Here is a 16,374-nt window from a genome sequence, read left to right on the forward strand (position 1 = left end):
CCCGGGGCGGCCCGGGCAGCCGAGGGCGTACGCTCCGCCAACCGGCCGGCCGCGGCCCGCCGTGGGGCGGCCGGCGGCACGGTCCGGCGACTCTCCGCACCCCACTCCCGAGGCTTCACCGGGCGGGCCACCGTGCTCTTCGCGGTGCTGATCGCGCTCGCCCTGGCCTACACCTATCCGGTGCGGGTCTACCTCGACCAGCAGACCGACATCGAGCGGATGGAAGCCTCCCAGGCCGCCCAGCGGAAGGTGATCGAGGAACTCTCCGCCGAGGCGGCCAAGTGGCAGGACAAGGCGTACATCGAGACCAAGGCCCGGGAGCGGTTCTTCATGGGCCGCCCCGGCGAGAAGATCATGGTGGTGCTCTCCGATCCGGAGGGCGCCGCCCGGGACGCCGGGAAGCCGCCCGCCCCGGCGAAGCCGACCACGCCCGACCCCTGGTACGACACCCTCTGGTCGAGCGTGCAGGCCGCCAACGGCGAGCAGCCTGACCGGTGAGCACCAGCACCACCCGAGCACCGAACGAGAGATGGGCACCGTGACTGTCGTACCACCGCAGGAGCCGGCGGCGGATTCCGTACCCCTGCCGCAGCGCGAACCGGCCACCGAGGCCGACCTGGCCGCGGTGGCCGCGCAGCTCGGACGCCCGCCGCGGGGCACCCGGGCGGTCGCCCACCGGTGCCCGTGCGGCCTGCCCGACGTGGTGGAGACGACTCCCCGGCTCGCCGACGGCACGCCCTTCCCGACGCTCTTCTACCTGACCTGTCCCCGGGCCACGGCGGCGTGCAGCCGGCTGGAGTCGGCCGGGCTGATGAAGGAGATGGCCGACCGGCTGGCCGAGGACCCGGAGCTGGCCGCGCGCTACCGCGCCGCGCACGAGGACTACCTGGCCCGCCGGGAGGCGGTCGGCGCGGTGCCGGAGATCGCCGGCATATCCGCCGGCGGGATGCCCGGCCGGGTGAAGTGCCTGCACGTGCACCTCGGGCACGCGCTCGGCGCCGGGCCGGGGGTCAACCCGTTCGGCGACGAGACGCTGGAGCTGGTGGAGCCCTGGTGGGCCGCCGGCCGGTGCGTGGACGTGCCGGCGGGGGAGTGAGCATGGCAGGGGCCGACGACATCCTGGTGCGTCGCGCCCGCACCTCGGACGTGCGGGGGATCCGGCGGCTGGTCGACACCTACACCGACGACCGTCGGCTGCTCAGCAAGGCCACCGTCACCCTCTACGAGGACGTGCAGGAGTTCCGCGTCGCGGTCGACCCGGACGGCGTCGTGGTGGGCTGCGGCGCGTTGCACGTCATGTGGGAGGACCTGGCCGAGATCCGGACGGTGGCGGTCGACCCGTCGTGCCGGGGCCGGAAGCTGGGGCACCGGATCGTCGGCGAGCTGATCGACGCCGCCCGCGAGCTGGGAGTGGCCCGGATCTTCGTGCTGACCTTCGAGACCCGGTTCTTCGGCTCGTTCGGCTTCACCGAGATCGACGGCGCGCCGGTGCCGCAGCCGGTCTTCGAGCAGCTGCTCCGCTCGTACGACGAGGGTGTCGCGGAGTTCCTCGACCTGGAGCGGGTCAAGCCGAACACGCTCGGCAACACCCGGATGCTGCTGCGCCTCTAGCTCCGGTCAGGCCGCCGGGCGGGGGTGGGCGGCGAAGAAGTCCCAGATCAGGTCGGTCGCCGGGAGGCCCGCGTCGGGGTCGGCGAGTTGACCGGTCCGCGCCCCGGGCCACGAGTGCCCCATGTCGGCCAGGGTGTAGACGGTGACGTCGCTGCCGTCGGGGCAACGCGCGTCGGCCCGGCCGATTCCGGGCGCGCCCCTGGCCGGGGCGCCGGGAGTCGCCCGGCAGCCGAGTCGTCGCTGCCAGGTCCGCATGCCCTCGGCGAAGACCTCGGCGTAGCGGTCCTGACCGCCGATGAACGTGATCACCGATACCGGGCGCTTCGGGACGTAGTCCTCCGGGGTCGTCCGGGGGCCGCTGTAGCCACCGCTGACCACCCCGATCGCCGCGAAGAGCCCGTCGGCCTCGACGGCGGCCCGGAAGCTCATGTCGCCGCCGTTGGAGATCCCGGTGAGGTAGACCCGGTCCGGGTCGGCGCCCCAGGTCTTCGTGAGGTGTCCGGTGAGGGCGGTGAGGAAGCCGACGTCGTCCGCCGTCCCGCAGCAGATCAGCGCGTTGAAACCGCCGCCCGGCCCGTCCGGGTAGGCGACCAGGAAGTTCTCCCGGTCGGCCTTGGCGTCCAGGCCCACCATCTCCCGCATCCCGCTGCCGGTGCCGGGATAGAAGTGCAGCGCGACGACGAGCGGGGTGGGCCGGCCGGGGTCGTAACCGGGCGGGGCGTACAGCAGGTAGCCGCGTTCGGCCCCGCCGTGCCGCAGGGTCAGCCGGTGCTCGCCGGGGGCCGGTCGTTCGGGCGGCGCCGAGGAGGACGGGGCGGGCGTCGCCGGGGTGGGCGCCGTCGCCCCGCAGCCCGCGGCGAGGACGATGAGACACAGCCCCGTCAGCACTGCCACCATCCGTCGCATGCCCCGCCCCTCCTCGTGAACCCCGGTCCACTCTCCGGACGTTGCCGGAGCCGGATCAAGCCTTTCGGTTCTGGCCGAAGGCCGGCAGGGTTGGCCCCATGCTTCGCCTTCAGCTCGCGCCGGCGGACCTGTGCCGGGTGCGGTTCGTCAAGCGCCTGCACCCGGTCGGCACCGCGATGATGGCCTGCCAGGCGCTGCGCGATCCCACCGTGTCCGTGATGGCGCCGGGGCTGGTCGACCGGGCCGCGACCGCCGGGGCGGACGGCGCGGCCCGGGCCGCCACCGTGACACTGCGGCACCTGCTGCCCGCGAGGGGACGCCTGCCCGACTTCCTCACCCCGTTCGACGGCGTGGAGTCGGTGGCGGCCGGCCTGGAGGCGATCCGGGCCACCTCGCCCCGCCGGATCCGCGCCGAGGTCACCGCGGCGTACGCCGACGTGGCCGCGACGCCGCTGCGGCGCCGGTTCGCGGCGGCCGACCCGGAGGCGCTGGACCTGCTCGGCCGGGCCGTGGACACCTGGTTCGGCGCGGTGCTCACCCCGCACTGGTCGGACCTGGTGTCCACGCACCACCACCAGGTGGCCGGCGCCGCCCACCGGTTGGCCATGCGGGGCCTCGCCGGCCTGTTCACCGGGTTGCACCCGGCGATCCGGTGGCGGCCACCGGTGCTGGAGGTGCGGACCTGGTGGAGCGGGCAGCTGACCGGCACCGGCCACGGCCTGATCCTGCTGCCCTCACCGCTGGCCGGCCCGCTGCCCCGGGTGCTGGTCGAGCCGGGTCGCCCGGTCCTGCTGGTCTATCCGGTGCCGATGCCGCGCCCCGTCGCCGGGGCGACCACCGACGCCCTCGGCCGGCTGCTCGGCGTCGCCCGGGCGGTGGTACTGCGCCGGCTCGCCGAGTGCGGGGAGTTGAGCACCACCGCGCTCGCCGACGCCGCCAAGGTGAGCGTCTCCTCGGCCTCCGAGCACGCCACAGCGTTGCGGGCGGCCAATCTGGTCACCAGCGACCGGTGCGGCGGGGCCGTTCTGCACCGGCTGACGCCGCTCGGCGCACACCTGCTCGGCGGGGGCCCCGGGGCGCCCGGGGGCGGCGGCGGCGAGCCTGCGATGGCGCGGGCGACCGGGTCGGACCTGCCGTAGGGTTGCTGCCGTGACGACGCGTGTGGCCGCCATCGACTGTGGGACCAACTCCATCCGACTGCTGGTCGCCGACCTGCCCGACGCCTCGGCGGGGCCGGCGGCGCCGCTGGTGGACCGGACGCGGCGGATGGAGATCGTCCGGCTCGGTCAGGGGGTCGACCGGACGGGCCGGCTGGCCCCGGAGGCCATCGAGCGCACCCGGGTCGCGTTGGCGTCCTACGCCGCCGAGATCGAGAAGCTGGGCGCGGAGCGGGTGCGGATGTGCGCCACCTCGGCCTCGCGCGACGCCTCCAACGCCGCCGACTTCCGGGCGATGGTGGAGCAGACGCTCGGGGTCGCCCCCGAGGTCGTCACCGGTGACGAGGAGGCCCGGCTCTCCTTCACGGGGGCGGTGCGCGGGCTGCCCGCCGACGCCAAGGAGCCGTACCTGGTCGTCGACATCGGCGGCGGTTCGACCGAGTTCGTGGTCGGCACCCGCGCGGGTGGCGTCGAGGCGGCCGTCTCGATGGACATCGGCTGCGTCCGGATGACCGAGCGGCACCTGCACGGCGACCCGCCGGGCCTGGACGAGGTCGCCGCGGCGCAGGCCGACATCGCCGTGGCGGTGGACCGGGCGCTGGAGACCGTGCCGGGCCGGCAGGCCGCCACGCTGGTCGGGCTCGCCGGGTCGGTCACCACCGTGGTCGCGCTCGCCGAGAGCCTGAAGGAGTACGACCCGGAGCGCATCCACCACGCCCGGGTGTCGTACGACCAGGTGGCCGAGGTGACCGCCGACCTGCTCGGCAAGTCCCGCGATCAGCGGCTGGCGACCCCGGTGATGCACCCCGGTCGGGCCGACGTGATCGGGGCGGGCGCCCTGGTGCTGCGCGTGATCATGGAGCGGGCCGGCATGCCCTCGGTGGTCGCCTCGGAGCACGACATCCTCGACGGCATCGCCTGGTCGCTCCAGCCGTAGCGGCGTGCGCGACGGGGAGAGCCGGCAGCCCGACGCGCAGGCCCATCGGGCCGGGGTCAGGGAACTGGCACGTGAGGTTGCCGAGCGTGACGTGGAGCTGCTCCGTCGCCTGGCGGACTGATCAGGTCCGGTCGAACGCTCCGCTGCGGGCGCCGGTGACGAATCCCGACCAGGTGGCCTGGTCGAAGGTGAGCGTCGGCCCGGTGCGGTCCTTGCTGTCGCGGACCAGCACCACGCCGGGCAGGTTGTCGGCGACCTCCACGCAGGAGGCGCCGCCGTTGTCGCTGCGGGTGGACTTGCGCCACCGGGCGCCGGTCAGCTCCATGTCTTCGCCACTTCCTGCATCAGGGCCATCGACTGCCGCCGGGACAGGGCCTCCGATCGGACACTTTCCCACCTGCGGTGCAGGCTGGCAATCTCCTCCGCGCGGTCGAGCACCTGGGCGCGCAAAGGGCTGTCGAGGTGGGCCACCCAGCCGCCGTCGGCGTATCCGGCCAGGATGAACGGCCCGGCAAGGCCGGGGTAGACGCCCACCTCCGCAGGGACGACATGCAGGTGGATGTGCGGCCGGTCCGTCAGGGCGATCAGGTGGTCGAGCTGCTCGCGCATCACGCCGAACCGGTCGGCCACCGGCCGGCGCAGGATGGTTTCGTCGATCACCGCGACCAGCTGCGGCGGCTGAGCCCGATCGAGAATCTGCTGCCGTTGCAGGCGGGCGGCCACCCGTTGCTCGATCTGCTCCTCGGGATGGAGCCCACCGCCGCCGAGTACCGCCCGCGCGTATGACTCGGTCTGGAGCAGGCCGGGGAGCACGGAGACCTCGAACCACCAGAGGGTCGCCGCCTCCTGCTCCACGGCAACCCAGGGCCGGAACCAGGCCGGCGCGGTCTCCAGGCTGACCAGCGGCAGGATCCGCCCGAGCAGGCCGCCGCTCTCCAGCGCCTCGTCGACCCGCCGGACGAAGTCGAGCGACGGGGTACGCCGACCGATCTCCACCATGCCCACCAGCGAGCCGGAGTAGTTGATCCGCCGCGCCAACTCCTCCTGGCTCAGCCCGCGCTCGGTGCGCAGCCGTCGTAGCTCACCGGCCAGGAAGTCCAGCGTCGACACCTGGGATCTCGTCATCACACCTCCATCACCACGCCCCACCGCACGGATGCCGGAGGTCACCACCCACCGGTGCCCGCCGCGCGACTTCCGAGGGTAGTGGCGTCATCGGCAGGGTGTGAATATCGACGGGCCCACAGTGCCCGCACACCGACCACCGGGGAGCGAGATGACGAACGGGAAGACGCATCCGACGTGGTGTGCGCCGGAGAGCGACTGCGCGGCGACCGCACTGCACCTGTCCCGACTCCGCCCCGTCGCCCCGCGCGGCGACGAGGTCATCCAGATCCGGCTCGGGTTGTGGCGGATGGACGTCGGTCGGCTCAGCCCGTCCGGCGTCCTGCTCGACCTGTCGGCCGGTGACGAGCCGGAGCGCTGGCCGATCGACCTGATGCAGGCGCACGCCCTGGTGCGCGTACTCCAGGATCTGCTGCGAACGGCGAACGCCGAGGCGCGCCGCGTGGCCTGACCGCTTCCGGCCGATGTCGTTGCACTACTTCGCATTGCACACTAGTGTGCAATGCGTGGACACCACACAGCTGTTGAAGGGCGTGCTGGACCTCGCGGTCCTCGCCGTGCTCCGGGAGGAGGACGGCTACGGCTACGACATCCTGCGCCGGCTCCGCGAGGCCGGGCTGGAGGAGGTCGGCGACGCGTCGGTCTACGGCACGCTGCGCCGGCTCTTCGCCGCCGGCCTGCTGACCACCTACGTCGTGCCGAGCGAGGCCGGGCCGCACCGCAAGTACTACTCGCTCAACGCCGCCGGCCGGGACCAGTTGACCCGCTCCGGCAAGCTCTGGCGCTCGTTCGCCACCACCATGGACGCACTGCTCGACGATCGGGGGATGGCGGCATGACCGTCACGGAGCAGGAGATCACCGACTACGTCGCCCGGGTCCGGGCCGCGCTGGCCGACCTGCCGCCGGCGTACCGCGACGAGCTGACCGAAGACCTGCCGGAGCACCTCGCCGAGGTCGCCGCCGAGGCCGACGGCACGCTGGTCGAGCGGCTCGGCGAGCCCGAGGCGTACGCGGCCGAGCTGCGCTCCGCCGCCGGGGCCGCCGCCACGACCGGGGGCCGCCGCGCCGACCGGCGCTTCCGGGCCACCGCCGACCGGTTCCGGGCCCGGCTGCACCGCTGGGACGTCCAACTCGGACCGCCCCTCGGGTACGCCTCGGCCGGCGAGTTCCTCCGGCTGCTCCGCCCGGCCTGGTGGATGCTGCGCGGCTACCTCGCCGCCATGCTGGTCACCGTGCTCACCACCGGCGGGACGTTCGGCCTGCTGCCCAGCCTGAACGGCAGCACGCTCGCCGGGTTGGTGCTGCTCGCCGGCAGCGTGCTCGCCTCGATCTGGCTCGGCCACCACACCCCCGGGCTGTCCCGCCCCAAGCGCCGGCTGCTGCGGGTCGGCACCGCCGTGCTGGTGGTCTTCGGGCTGGCCGGAGTGGTCGACATGGACGGTCGCGCCCGCTCCGGCGACTTCGGCTACGAGCAGATCTCCATCGACGGCCGCTACGACCACGTCCGCGACGTCTTCGTCTACGACAGCGCGGGCCGGCTCGTGGAGAACGCCCGGCTCTTCGACCAGAACGGCGACCCGATCCGGCTCGGCTACCCGGACTGTCTGGACGAGCGGGACCTGAACGGCAGCGGCAACCCCCTGCTGCGCCCGTACCCGTACTGCCCGCAGCAGGCGCCGTACGCCCCGCGACCCCCGGCGGCGACCCCGCCCGCGCCCAACGTGCCGCCGCTGCCCGAACCCACCACAGCGGCGAGCCCGGCGGCCACCCCGACGGCCACCCCGGCGGCCACGGCCACCGGCACGCTGGCGCCGGCGCAGCCGAGCCCCACCCGCACCGGTTGAGTGCCCGCGGGGGCCGGTCGCGCTACGCAGAGCGATGACAGCGGCCCCCGCGTGCACGCGTGACTGTGAAATGGCTGAACGGATGAGTCCGACGGGGCGGCGTGCGCCGGCGATGATCGTTACGGTGTCGTCTGCTCATCCACCCCTCGGAAGGAAAATCCGTGTCAGAGCAGGTCGCACCGCCCCCCGCCCCGGACGCCGGGCAGCCCCAGCCGGCCGTCCAGGCGCCGCCCCCGGCCGAGTCGCCGGTGGAGTCGCCGGCGAAGAAGTCCGGCGGCAAGAAGGCGCTCGGCATCGTCGGCGCGATCGTCGTGTTCCTGGTCATCGTGGGGCTCAAGTTCGGTATCGGCACGGCGATCGGCAACTTCCTCAACAAGGACGAGACCGCCGAGGCGAAGGCCGGCGACTGCATCGCCGAGCTGCCCGAGGTCACCGGCACCCAGGAGGAGGAGGTCGACGGCGCGAAGGTCGTCGAGTGCACCTCCACCGACGCCGCCTACAACGTGGTCGGCCGGGTCGACGGGCAGACCGAGGCGCAGGCCAAGTCCGGCGAGGCGTGCGAGCAGTACATCAAGGAAGGCCAGGACGGCTACGTCTTCTACAGCATCGAGCCGGGCAAGACGGGCTACCTGCTCTGCCTGACCAAGAAGGCCTGACCCCACCCGGGCAGCGCCCAGCACCACCGCCGACGGCGGCGCGGAGGTCTCCGCGCCGCCGTCGGCGTACCCGGAGTCACCGGCGGGCGAACGGGAGGTGAATGCCACTGCTCCGGCGTCTTCCCGGGGGCGGTCGCGGCGTGGCAGGCTACCGGCACGTAGGACCACTGGGCGACCAGCCAACGATGACTGACCGCTAGGAGGACGGCCGATGGGCGACATGGTGAGCTACCGCAGCAACGGGGGGACGAGCGAGGGATACCTGGCGATACCCTCCGGCGGTGCGCCCAGTCCCGCGGTCATCGTCATCCAGGAGTGGTGGGGCCTCGTTCCCCACATCCGGTCGGTGGCCGACCGGTTCGCCGACGCCGGCTTCGTCGCCCTCGCCCCCGACTTCTACCACGGCGAGTCCACCGGCGAGCCCGACGAGGCGCGGCGGCTGCTGATGGGCCTGCAGATGGACGAGGCGGCGAAGGACATCGCCGGTGCCGCCGACTACCTGGCCGGGCGGCCCGAGGTCACCGGAAAGGTGGGCTGCGTCGGCTTCTGCGCCGGCGGCAGCCTCGCGCTCTGGTCGGCCACGCTCTCCGAGCGGATCGTCGCCACCGCCGGCTTCTACCCCGTGCTGCCCTGGGCGAAGATGCGCCCGGACTGGGTCGACTACGCCGGCAAGTCCGCGATCATCCACTGCTCCGAAGAGGACGGCACCTCCGCCGCCGACGGCGTACAGGCCGCCCGCACGGCGATCGAGGCGGCCGGCGGCACCTGCCACACCTACGACTACCCGGGCAGCCGGCACGCCTTCTTCAACGACGACCGGCCGGAGGCGTTCGACCAGCGGGCGGCCGCCAGCGCCTGGGCCCGTACCCTCGAACTCTTCCGGGCCAAGCTTGGCTGAGCCGCGTACGCCCGACGAGGTCGTCGCCCGCGCCGCGCGGGCGACCGACCTGGCCGACCTCGACGCGGCGGTCAGCGACTGCTTCGCCTGCCCGCGCCTGGTCTCCTGGCGCGAGGAGGTGGCCCGCACCCGTCGGGCGGCCTTCCGCGACCAGGAGTACTGGGGCCGGCCGGTGCCCGGCTTCGGCGCCCCCGACGCCCGCATCGCGATCCTCGGCCTGGCGCCCGCCGCGCACGGCGGCAACCGCACCGGCCGGATCTTCACCGGCGACCGCTCCGGCGACGTTCTCTTCGCCGCGCTGCACCGCGCCGGCCTGGCGAACCAGCCGACCAGCGTCGCCGCGGACGACGGGCTGTCCCTGCGGGACACCCGCATCTTCTCCGCCGTGCGGTGCGCGCCGCCGGACAACAAACCCACCCCGGAGGAACGGGACACCTGCGCGCCGTGGCTGCACCGCGAGGTCGCGCTGATCCGGCCCACCCTGCGCGTCGTGGTCGCCCTGGGCGCCTTCGCCTGGGCCGCGTGGTGGCCGGCGCTGCGTCAGGCGTACGGGCTGCGCCCGCCCAGCCCGCGACCGGTGTTCGGTCATGGGGCACACTGGTCCGGCGCAGCCGCACCGGAGCTGCTCGGCTGCTACCACGTCAGCCAGCAGAACACCTTCACGGGACGGCTGACACCAGGGATGCTGGACGACGTGTTCGCCCGGGCGAAGCAGTTGGCCGGGGTGGACTGAGGGTGCGGGGGCGGTGGCGATGACGGACGGAACGCGTCGGCCCGGGCCGCGCCCCCCGGTGCTCCGGAGGTAGCCCCTGATGGATCTCAGCGTGCTGCGCAGGTGGTGGCCGGTCGCGGCGGTGATCCTGCTGCTCGCCGTCGCCGCGATGGCCGCCGCGCACTCGTCGATCGGTGCCAGCCGGATCCCGCCCGCCGCCGACAACATCCCGTACGTGCCGGATTACCCGACCGCGGAACCGCGCCCCTCGATCCCGGTCGAACCGCGCGACGCGGGCGAGGCGACGCAGGCGCAGATCCCGCAGTGGATCGTCACCGTCGCGATCGTGCTGCTGGGGCTGGCCATGCTCGCCGCGTTCGGCTACCTGGCCTGGACGTTGGTCCGGGGCGCGATGCGCCGGACCACCCGGGCGCTGCCGCAGCAACGGACCCGGCGCACCGCCGAGGGCACCGCCCGGGAGGTCGCCGCCGCCGTCGACGCGGGCCTGGTCGAGCTCGACGACGCCGACACCGACCCCCGCACGGCGGTCATCGCCTGCTGGGTACGCCTCGAAGAGGCCGCGGCGGTGGTCGGGGTGCGCCGACTGGCCGGCGACACCCCCACCGACCTGGTCACCCGCCTGCTGCGCGGTGACCCGTCCGCGGGCGTGCCGGCGATCGCCAGCGTCGACGTGCTGGCCGAGTTCGCGCACGTCTACCGCGAGGCCCGGTACGCCACCCGTCCCGTGGACGAACGCACCCGTGACCAGGCCCGCGCGGCGCTGCGCCGGCTGCGCGGCGAGTTGACCGCCGTCGTCGCCGGTGACGCGGAGGTGCCGTCGTGACCGGGCGGGCGGGGCGCCACCGCGCCGGCCGGGCGGGGAGGTCCCGATGAGCAGCACCAGCATCGACGACCTGCTCAGCTTCGAGGAGGAGCGGCCGGCGCGCACCGACCGGCGTCGGGGCGGGCGGGCCGGGCAGGTGCTGCGTACCCTCGCCGTCACCGCGGCGGTCGCCGTGGTGGTGGTCGCCGGCCTGCGCGTGGTCGGGCTGCGGGTGTCGCTCCTGGTGATCGTCGCCGCCGTGGTGGCGGTGCTCGCGGTGCGTCGGGTGACCGCCGCGCTCTCGCCGCCGCCCCCGGCCCGGTCCGGTGCCCGGGTGCCCTCCGGCGAGGAGCCCGACACCTGGAACTGGGGTTCCCGGGACGCGCTGCGGGCCGCGATCAACGGCTGGGAACGGCCGCTGGACTGGTCGTCGGGCAACCGCGAGCGGTTCACCGAGCGGATCCTGCCCCGCCTCGGCGAGTTGGCCGACGAGCGGCTGCGCCAGCGCCACGGCCTGACCCGCGACTCCGACCCGGCCCGGGCCCGCGCGCTGCTGGGCGACCGGCTCTGGACCTTCCTCGGCACACCCTCACGCCGCCCCCCGTCGCCGCGCGACCTCGCGGCGATCGTCGCCGAACTGGAGAAACTATGAACGACGTGGACCGCAGCATGCCCGCCACGGAGGTCGGCCACCTCGCCCGGGCGGTGCTGGACGCGGTCGGTCAGGTCGTGGTCGGCAAGCGGGACGCGCTGGAACTGGTCCTCGCCGGGATCCTCGCCGGTGGGCACGTGCTGCTGGAGGACCTGCCCGGGCTCGGCAAGACGCTGACCGCGCGCTCCTTCGCGCAGGCGCTCGGCCTGGACTTCCGCCGGCTCCAGTTCACCCCCGACCTGCTGCCCGCCGACGTCACCGGCTCGTTCCTCTACGACCAGCGCAGCGGCGACTTCGCGTTCCGGGCCGGCCCGGTCTTCACCAACCTGCTCCTCGCCGACGAGATCAACCGGACGCCCCCGAAGACCCAGTCGGCCCTGCTGGAGGCCATGCAGGAGAAGCAGGTCTCGGTGGAGGGCGTGACGTACCGGCTGGACGAGCCGTTCCACGTGCTGGCCACCGCCAACCCGATCGAGTACGAGGGCACCTACCCGCTGCCCGAGGCGCAGCTCGACCGGTTCCTGCTCCGGGTCTCCTTCGGCTACCCGACGCACGAGGAGGAGTGGGAGGTGCTGCGCCGGCGGATGGCCCGCCGCCGCGAGGAGGCCGAGATCAAGCCGGTGGTCGACGCGGCCACCCTGCGCGCCATGCAGGCCGCGCTGGAGGACGTGGTGGTGGAGGATTCGGTCGGCCGCTACATCGTCGCGCTGACCGCGGCCACCCGCGAGCACCCGTCGGTGCTGGTCGGCGCCTCGCCGCGCGGCTCCCTGGCGTTGCTGCTGCTGGCCCGCGTGCGCGCCGTCATGGCCGGCCGCGACTACGTCGTGCCGGAGGATGTCAAGGAGGTCGCCGCGCCCGCGCTGGCCCACCGGATCACGCTGCGTCCGGAGATGTGGCTGCGCCGCGTCGACCCGTCGTTCGTCGTCGGTGAGGTGCTGGAGGGCACCCCGGCCCCGGCCAGCGGCGCCCTGCCCAGCTACGCCGCCGGCCGGTCGGGACGCTGATGGTCGTGCCCGCCGTGTCCGCCCCGGCCGAGCAGGGGCCCGAGCCCGCGACCGGCTGGGTGCCCACCTGGGCGCTGGGTCGGGCGGTGCTCCTCACCGGCCTGCTGCTGATCGCCGGGGTGCTGCTGGGCCGGGTCGACCTGGTCGTGCTGGCCGTCCCGTTCGCGCTCGGCACCGCGTACGCGCTGCGCCGCCGGCCGGCCGCCCTGCCGCAGGTCTGGATCACCACCGACGAGGGTCACCTGGTCGAGGGGGGTGAGGTGACCGGCACGGTCACGGTCGGCAACCCGGACGTGGTCGACTACGACCTGGTGGCGGTCCGCAGCCGCGTCTCGCCCTGGCTGCGCATCGAGCGCGCCACGATCGCCGGTGCGACGGTGGCGTCCGGCGCCGGCTCGGCGTCCGCCCCGGCCGTCGCCGACCGGCCGTTCGTGACCGCCGTCCCGACGGCCGCGGCGGCCGACCTGGAGCTGACCGGCACCGCGCGGCGCTGGGGACGGCACGCGATCGGTCCCGCCGGCGCCCGGGTCGCCGCCGCGCAGGGCCTGCTGGTCTCCCGGGCCGTGATCACCGAGCCGGCCCGGGTGCGGGTCTACCCGGAGACCGAGCCGTTCGAGGCGGTCGAGGCGATGCCCCGCGCCGCCGGCCTGGTCGGCGCGCACCACTCGCGGCGCCCCGGCGAGGGCGGTGAACTGGCGGGCGTACGGGTCTTCGCCCCCGGGGACCGGCTGCGCCGGATCGACTGGCGGGTCTCGCTGCGGGCCCGGCAACTGCACGTGGCGGCCACCCTCTCCGACCGGGACGCCGAGGTGGTGGTGCTGCTCGACGTGCTCGCCGAGGCGGGCCGCTCGGGCGGGGTCAACGGCGCCGCGTCGGTGCTGGACACCACGGTCCGGGCCGCCGCCGCCATCTCCGAGCACTACCTGCACCGCGGCGACCGGGTGGCCCTGCTGGAGTACGGGCCGGCCGCCCGCCGGCTGCGCCCGGCCACCGGCCGGCGGCAGTACCTCACTGTGCTGGAGTGGCTGCTGGACGTCCGCGCCGAGTCCTCCCTGCACGAGCCGTACGACCAGGTGTTCGGGCCGCAGTTGCTGTCCGCGGACGCCCTGGTGGTGGTCCTCACCCCGCTGCTGGACGAGCGGTCGGCGCAGATGCTGGCCCGGCTGGCCCGCGCCGGGCGGTTCGTGGTGGCGGTGGACACCCTGCCCCCCGACCTCGCCCCGCCGAAGGACCGCGGCTGGGCCGAGGTGGCGTACCGGCTGTGGCGGCTGGACCGGGACACCATGATCGGGCAGTTGCGGGAGCACGGCGTGCCGGTGGTGCCCTGGGCGGGCGCGGGCAGCCTCGACCAGGTGCTGCGGGACGTGGCGCGTCTGGCCACCGCCCCCCGGGTGGGTGCCCGGTGAGCGCGCGGAGCGCGGCGCGGAGCCCCGGGGTCGCGGACGGCGGCGGGGCGCCGGTGAACGCGCGGAGCGCGGTCCGGCCGAGCGGCCCGGTGGTGGACGGAGGTGGGCACGGATGAAGGCCGTCACCGAACGGGTCCGGGCGGCCCAGCACGCCGCCGCGCGGGTGAGCCTGACGCCGCTGCTGGTGCGGGCCGCAGTCTTCCTCGTCGTGCTGGTCGGGCTCCTGCTGGCGTTCCCCACGGAGGTGCTCCTCGGGCGGGCGCTCGGCGCCCTGGTCCTGGTGGCGTTGCTGCCGGCGGTCGGGCCGCGCCGGGTCTGGCCCACCTTCGCCGCGTTGGTCACCGTCGGCGGGTGGCTGATCGCCACCGACGGGTACGGCCGGCCGATCGCGCTGTGGCGCCTGCTCGCCGTGGCGGCCGTGCTCTACCTCGGGCACACCCTCTGCGCGCTGGCCGCCGTGCTGCCGTACGACGCGGTGGTCGACCCCGACCTGGTCGTGCGCTGGCTGGTCCGGGCGGCCGGGGTGATGCTCGGCACGTTCGTGCTCGGTGTGCTGCTGGTGGAGGTCGCCGGCGTCGGCGGCGACGCCGGTTTCCAGGCCGCGACCGTGGCCGGTCTGCTGGTCGCGGTCGGTCTGACCGCGTTGCTGGGGTGGCTGCTGCGCCGCAGGTGACGATCCTGAACAAGAAGTTGCGCAGGTCACAGGGGTTGTGCTCCGTCACAGAAGGGGGGCGCGAGCGGGATTAGCCGAGCCCGGCGGGGAAAGATAGACAACGTGAATCCGAAGCGGATCCTTGTGGTGGGTGCCGGGCACGTCGGTCTCTACGCGGCCCTGCGCCTGTCGAAGAAGCTCAGCTCCCGTGAGGCTGAGGTCATCGTGGTGGACCCTCAGCCGCACATGACCTACCAGCCCTTCCTGCCCGAGGCGGCGGCCGGCAACATCTCGCCCCGGCACTCCGTGGTGCCGCTGCGGCGCGAGTTGCGCAGGTGCAAGGTTGTGGCGGGTGCGGTGACGCGGATCGACCACGACCGCAGGACCGCAGTCGTGCAGCCGATCAGCGGCCCGGCCCGGGAGATTCCCTACGACCACGTCGTGGTGGCCCCCGGTTCGGTCTCCCGGACGCTGCCGATCCCCGGCCTGCACGAGCACGGCATCGGCTTCAAGACCATCGGTGAGGCCATCTACCTGCGCAACCACGTGCTGGACCGGCTCGACGTGGCGGCCGCCACGGCCGACCCGGCCGTCCGCCGCTCGGCGCTGACCTTCACCTTCGTCGGCGGTGGTTACGCCGGCATCGAGGCGCTCGCCGAGATGGAGGACATGGCCCGGGACGCGCTGCGGTACTACCCGGAGCTCCAGCCCGAGGACATGCGCTGGGTGCTGGTCGAGGCGACCCAGCGGGTGCTTCCGGAGGTCGACCGGGACATGGGCGCCTACACCGTGCAGCAGCTGCTGAAGCGGAACATGGACATCCGGCTGGACACCCGCCTGGAGTCCTGCGTCGACGGGGTGGTCGAGCTCTCCGACGGCGACAGCTTCCGGTCCGACACCATCGTCTGGACGGCCGGCGTGAAGCCGTCGCCGATGCTGGACGCCACCGACTTCCCGCGCGACGAGCGGCGTCGGATCACCTGCCTGCCGACCCTCCAGGTCGTCGACGGCGACCGGGTGGTCGAGGGTGCCTGGAGCGCCGGTGACTGCGCCGCGGTGCCGGACCTGACCAAGGAGCCGGGCAACTACTGCTCGCCGAGTGCCCAGCACGCCGTGCGCCAGGCCGCCCGGATGGCCGACAACATCGTGAACGTGGTCCGCGGTCGCGAGCCGGTGGACTACAAGCACAAGCACGCCGGCAGCGTCGCCAGCCTCGGCCTGCACAAGGGCGTCGCCCAGGTGTACGGCGTGAAGATGACCGGCTGGCCGGCCTGGTTCATGCACCGGACGTACCACATGAGCCGGATCCCCTCGTTCAACCGTAAGGTCCGGGTGGTGGTCGACTGGTCGCTGGCGTTCTTCCTCAAGCGTGAGGTGGTCGCCCTGGGCCAGTTGCACGACCCGCGCGAGGAGTTCGCCGAGGCCTCCCAGCCGGTCGGCGCCCCGCGCGTCTGATCGAAGCCGGAACGACAGGCCCCGCCGCTCACGCGGCGGGGCCTGTCGGCGTTTCCGGGGTGGGTCAGACCCGCCAGATCCAGGCGTCGGCGATCCGGGTCGAGGGCCCGTAGAGCTGCTCCAGGGTGCCGCGCAGGCTGTCCGCGTGCGGGGTGTCGACGGCGAGCGCGACGCAGGAGGCGCCCCAGAAGTCCGCGTCCTTCGCGGCCTGCCGGCGCTGTTCGTCCCCGATGACCGGTTGGTCGCCGCGCCGGGCGACGTCGGCCAGCAGGGCCGAGGTGGGCTGCTTGTAGGTGCCCATCGCCGCCGTGCCGTCCCGGCCGTACGGGCCGATGAAGAAGCCCTCCGGCATGCCGAACGCGGCGTCGGCGGCGGTCGCCCAGCGCATCGGCCACGGGTCCTTCGGGGTGGGCAGCGGCACCGGGACGAGCACGCCGCCGGGGCGGACGCACTCGCGCCAGTGCCCGGCGGTGACGAACTCGGGCACCGGTGGCCGATCGGCGGTCGGCAGCGGCGCCGGCAGGAGCGGCAGCA

Annotated in this window: 20 protein-coding genes and 1 pseudogene; 17 read left to right on the forward strand and 4 right to left on the reverse strand. The window is 74.3% G+C overall.

Translation table 11 applies throughout. The annotated features are described in order from the left end of the window. From NCC78_RS14530 to NCC78_RS14540, 3 genes are all read left to right on the forward strand, one after another. Nucleotides 1-498 (forward strand): FtsB family cell division protein (locus tag NCC78_RS14530; RefSeq protein ID WP_250795051.1); only part of this gene is annotated, 498 nt, incomplete at its 5' end. A gap of 40 nt (nt 499-538) precedes the next feature. Next, nucleotides 539-1,096, forward strand: coding sequence for a DUF501 domain-containing protein (locus NCC78_RS14535; protein WP_250795052.1), 558 nt, complete (start codon nt 539-541; stop codon nt 1,094-1,096). Between the two features lie 2 nt (nt 1,097-1,098). Then, on the forward strand, nt 1,099-1,611 hold the full coding sequence (locus NCC78_RS14540) for an amino-acid N-acetyltransferase (RefSeq protein WP_250795053.1): 513 nt from the start codon (nt 1,099-1,101) through the stop codon (nt 1,609-1,611). Nucleotides 1,612-1,617: 6 nt separating this feature from the next. On the opposite strand, the gene NCC78_RS14545 is transcribed toward NCC78_RS14540, so the two are convergent. Next, on the reverse strand, nt 1,618-2,517 hold the full coding sequence (locus NCC78_RS14545) for a CE1 family esterase (RefSeq protein WP_250795054.1): 900 nt from the start codon (nt 2,515-2,517) through the stop codon (nt 1,618-1,620). A 98-nt stretch (nt 2,518-2,615) separates the two neighbouring features. On the opposite strand from NCC78_RS14545, the gene NCC78_RS14550 reads away from it, so the two are divergent. Then, complete coding sequence (locus NCC78_RS14550; protein ID WP_250795055.1) at nt 2,616-3,656, forward strand: ArsR/SmtB family transcription factor; 1,041 nt, start codon at nt 2,616-2,618, stop codon at nt 3,654-3,656. 22 nt (nt 3,657-3,678) lie between these two features. Continuing rightward, entirely contained in the window at nt 3,679-4,611 is a 933-nt protein-coding gene (locus tag NCC78_RS14555; protein ID WP_250795069.1) for a Ppx/GppA phosphatase family protein, read from the forward strand. Nucleotides 4,612-4,732: 121 nt separating this feature from the next. On the opposite strand, the gene NCC78_RS14560 is transcribed toward NCC78_RS14555, so the two are convergent. Together NCC78_RS14560 and NCC78_RS14565 are read right to left on the reverse strand one after the other, a co-directional pair. Beyond that, nucleotides 4,733-4,936 carry a DUF397 domain-containing protein gene (locus tag NCC78_RS14560; protein WP_250795056.1) on the reverse strand — a complete coding sequence of 68 codons (204 nt, stop codon included), beginning with the start codon at nt 4,934-4,936 and terminating at the stop codon, nt 4,733-4,735. After that, complete coding sequence (locus NCC78_RS14565) at nt 4,927-5,736, reverse strand: helix-turn-helix domain-containing protein (protein ID WP_250795057.1); 810 nt, start codon at nt 5,734-5,736, stop codon at nt 4,927-4,929. The genes NCC78_RS14560 and NCC78_RS14565 overlap by 10 nt, the downstream gene beginning before the upstream one ends. A gap of 151 nt (nt 5,737-5,887) precedes the next feature. Between NCC78_RS14565 and NCC78_RS14570 the strand changes: the two genes are divergently transcribed. The 12 genes from NCC78_RS14570 (at nt 5,888) to NCC78_RS14625 (ending at nt 15,840) form a co-directional block, all read left to right on the forward strand. After that, complete coding sequence (locus NCC78_RS14570) at nt 5,888-6,187, forward strand: hypothetical protein (protein WP_250795058.1); 300 nt, start codon at nt 5,888-5,890, stop codon at nt 6,185-6,187. A 55-nt stretch (nt 6,188-6,242) separates the two neighbouring features. Continuing rightward, entirely contained in the window at nt 6,243-6,575 is a 333-nt protein-coding gene (locus tag NCC78_RS14575; RefSeq protein WP_250795059.1) for a PadR family transcriptional regulator, read from the forward strand. Further along, complete coding sequence (locus NCC78_RS14580; RefSeq protein ID WP_250795060.1) at nt 6,572-7,582, forward strand: HAAS signaling domain-containing protein; 1,011 nt, start codon at nt 6,572-6,574, stop codon at nt 7,580-7,582. Before NCC78_RS14575 ends, NCC78_RS14580 begins: the two co-directional genes overlap by 4 nt. Nucleotides 7,583-7,743: 161 nt before the next feature. Further along, entirely contained in the window at nt 7,744-8,238 is a 495-nt protein-coding gene (locus tag NCC78_RS14585; RefSeq protein WP_250795061.1) for an LppU/SCO3897 family protein, read from the forward strand. Between the two features lie 211 nt (nt 8,239-8,449). Beyond that, entirely contained in the window at nt 8,450-9,136 is a 687-nt protein-coding gene (locus tag NCC78_RS14590) for a dienelactone hydrolase family protein (protein ID WP_250795062.1), read from the forward strand. Next, nucleotides 9,129-9,869 carry a uracil-DNA glycosylase gene (locus NCC78_RS14595; RefSeq protein WP_284706303.1) on the forward strand — a complete coding sequence of 247 codons (741 nt, stop codon included), beginning with the start codon at nt 9,129-9,131 and terminating at the stop codon, nt 9,867-9,869. The genes NCC78_RS14590 and NCC78_RS14595 overlap by 8 nt, the downstream gene beginning before the upstream one ends. Nucleotides 9,870-9,948: 79 nt before the next feature. Continuing rightward, complete coding sequence (locus NCC78_RS14600) at nt 9,949-10,692, forward strand: DUF4129 domain-containing protein (protein ID WP_250795063.1); 744 nt, start codon at nt 9,949-9,951, stop codon at nt 10,690-10,692. A gap of 46 nt (nt 10,693-10,738) precedes the next feature. Then, nucleotides 10,739-11,323: a hypothetical protein gene (locus tag NCC78_RS14605; RefSeq protein WP_250795064.1), complete on the forward strand. Its 585-nt coding sequence runs from the start codon at nt 10,739-10,741 to the stop codon at nt 11,321-11,323. Continuing rightward, nucleotides 11,320-12,327: an AAA family ATPase gene (locus tag NCC78_RS14610; RefSeq protein ID WP_250795065.1), complete on the forward strand. Its 1,008-nt coding sequence runs from the start codon at nt 11,320-11,322 to the stop codon at nt 12,325-12,327. The genes NCC78_RS14605 and NCC78_RS14610 overlap by 4 nt, the downstream gene beginning before the upstream one ends. After that, nucleotides 12,327-13,733 carry a DUF58 domain-containing protein gene (locus tag NCC78_RS14615; protein WP_250795066.1) on the forward strand — a complete coding sequence of 469 codons (1,407 nt, stop codon included), beginning with the start codon at nt 12,327-12,329 and terminating at the stop codon, nt 13,731-13,733. Before NCC78_RS14610 ends, NCC78_RS14615 begins: the two co-directional genes overlap by 1 nt. A 112-nt stretch (nt 13,734-13,845) precedes the next feature. Then, a complete protein-coding gene (locus NCC78_RS14620; protein WP_250795067.1) occupies nt 13,846-14,406 on the forward strand; it encodes a hypothetical protein in 561 nt (186 codons plus the stop codon). 102 nt (nt 14,407-14,508) lie between these two features. Next, nucleotides 14,509-15,840 (forward strand): NAD(P)/FAD-dependent oxidoreductase, encoded by a 1,332-nt coding sequence (locus NCC78_RS14625; protein WP_250795068.1) that lies wholly within the window; start codon nt 14,509-14,511, stop codon nt 15,838-15,840. A gap of 64 nt (nt 15,841-15,904) precedes the next feature. Here NCC78_RS14625 and NCC78_RS14630 read toward each other — a convergent pair. Beyond that, a pseudogene (locus tag NCC78_RS14630) lies at nt 15,905-16,374 on the reverse strand (hypothetical protein); the annotation flags it as partial.

Origin of the sequence: Micromonospora phytophila, from assembly GCF_023656545.1 — a bacterium.
GTDB lineage: Bacteria > Actinomycetota > Actinomycetes > Mycobacteriales > Micromonosporaceae > Micromonospora > Micromonospora phytophila.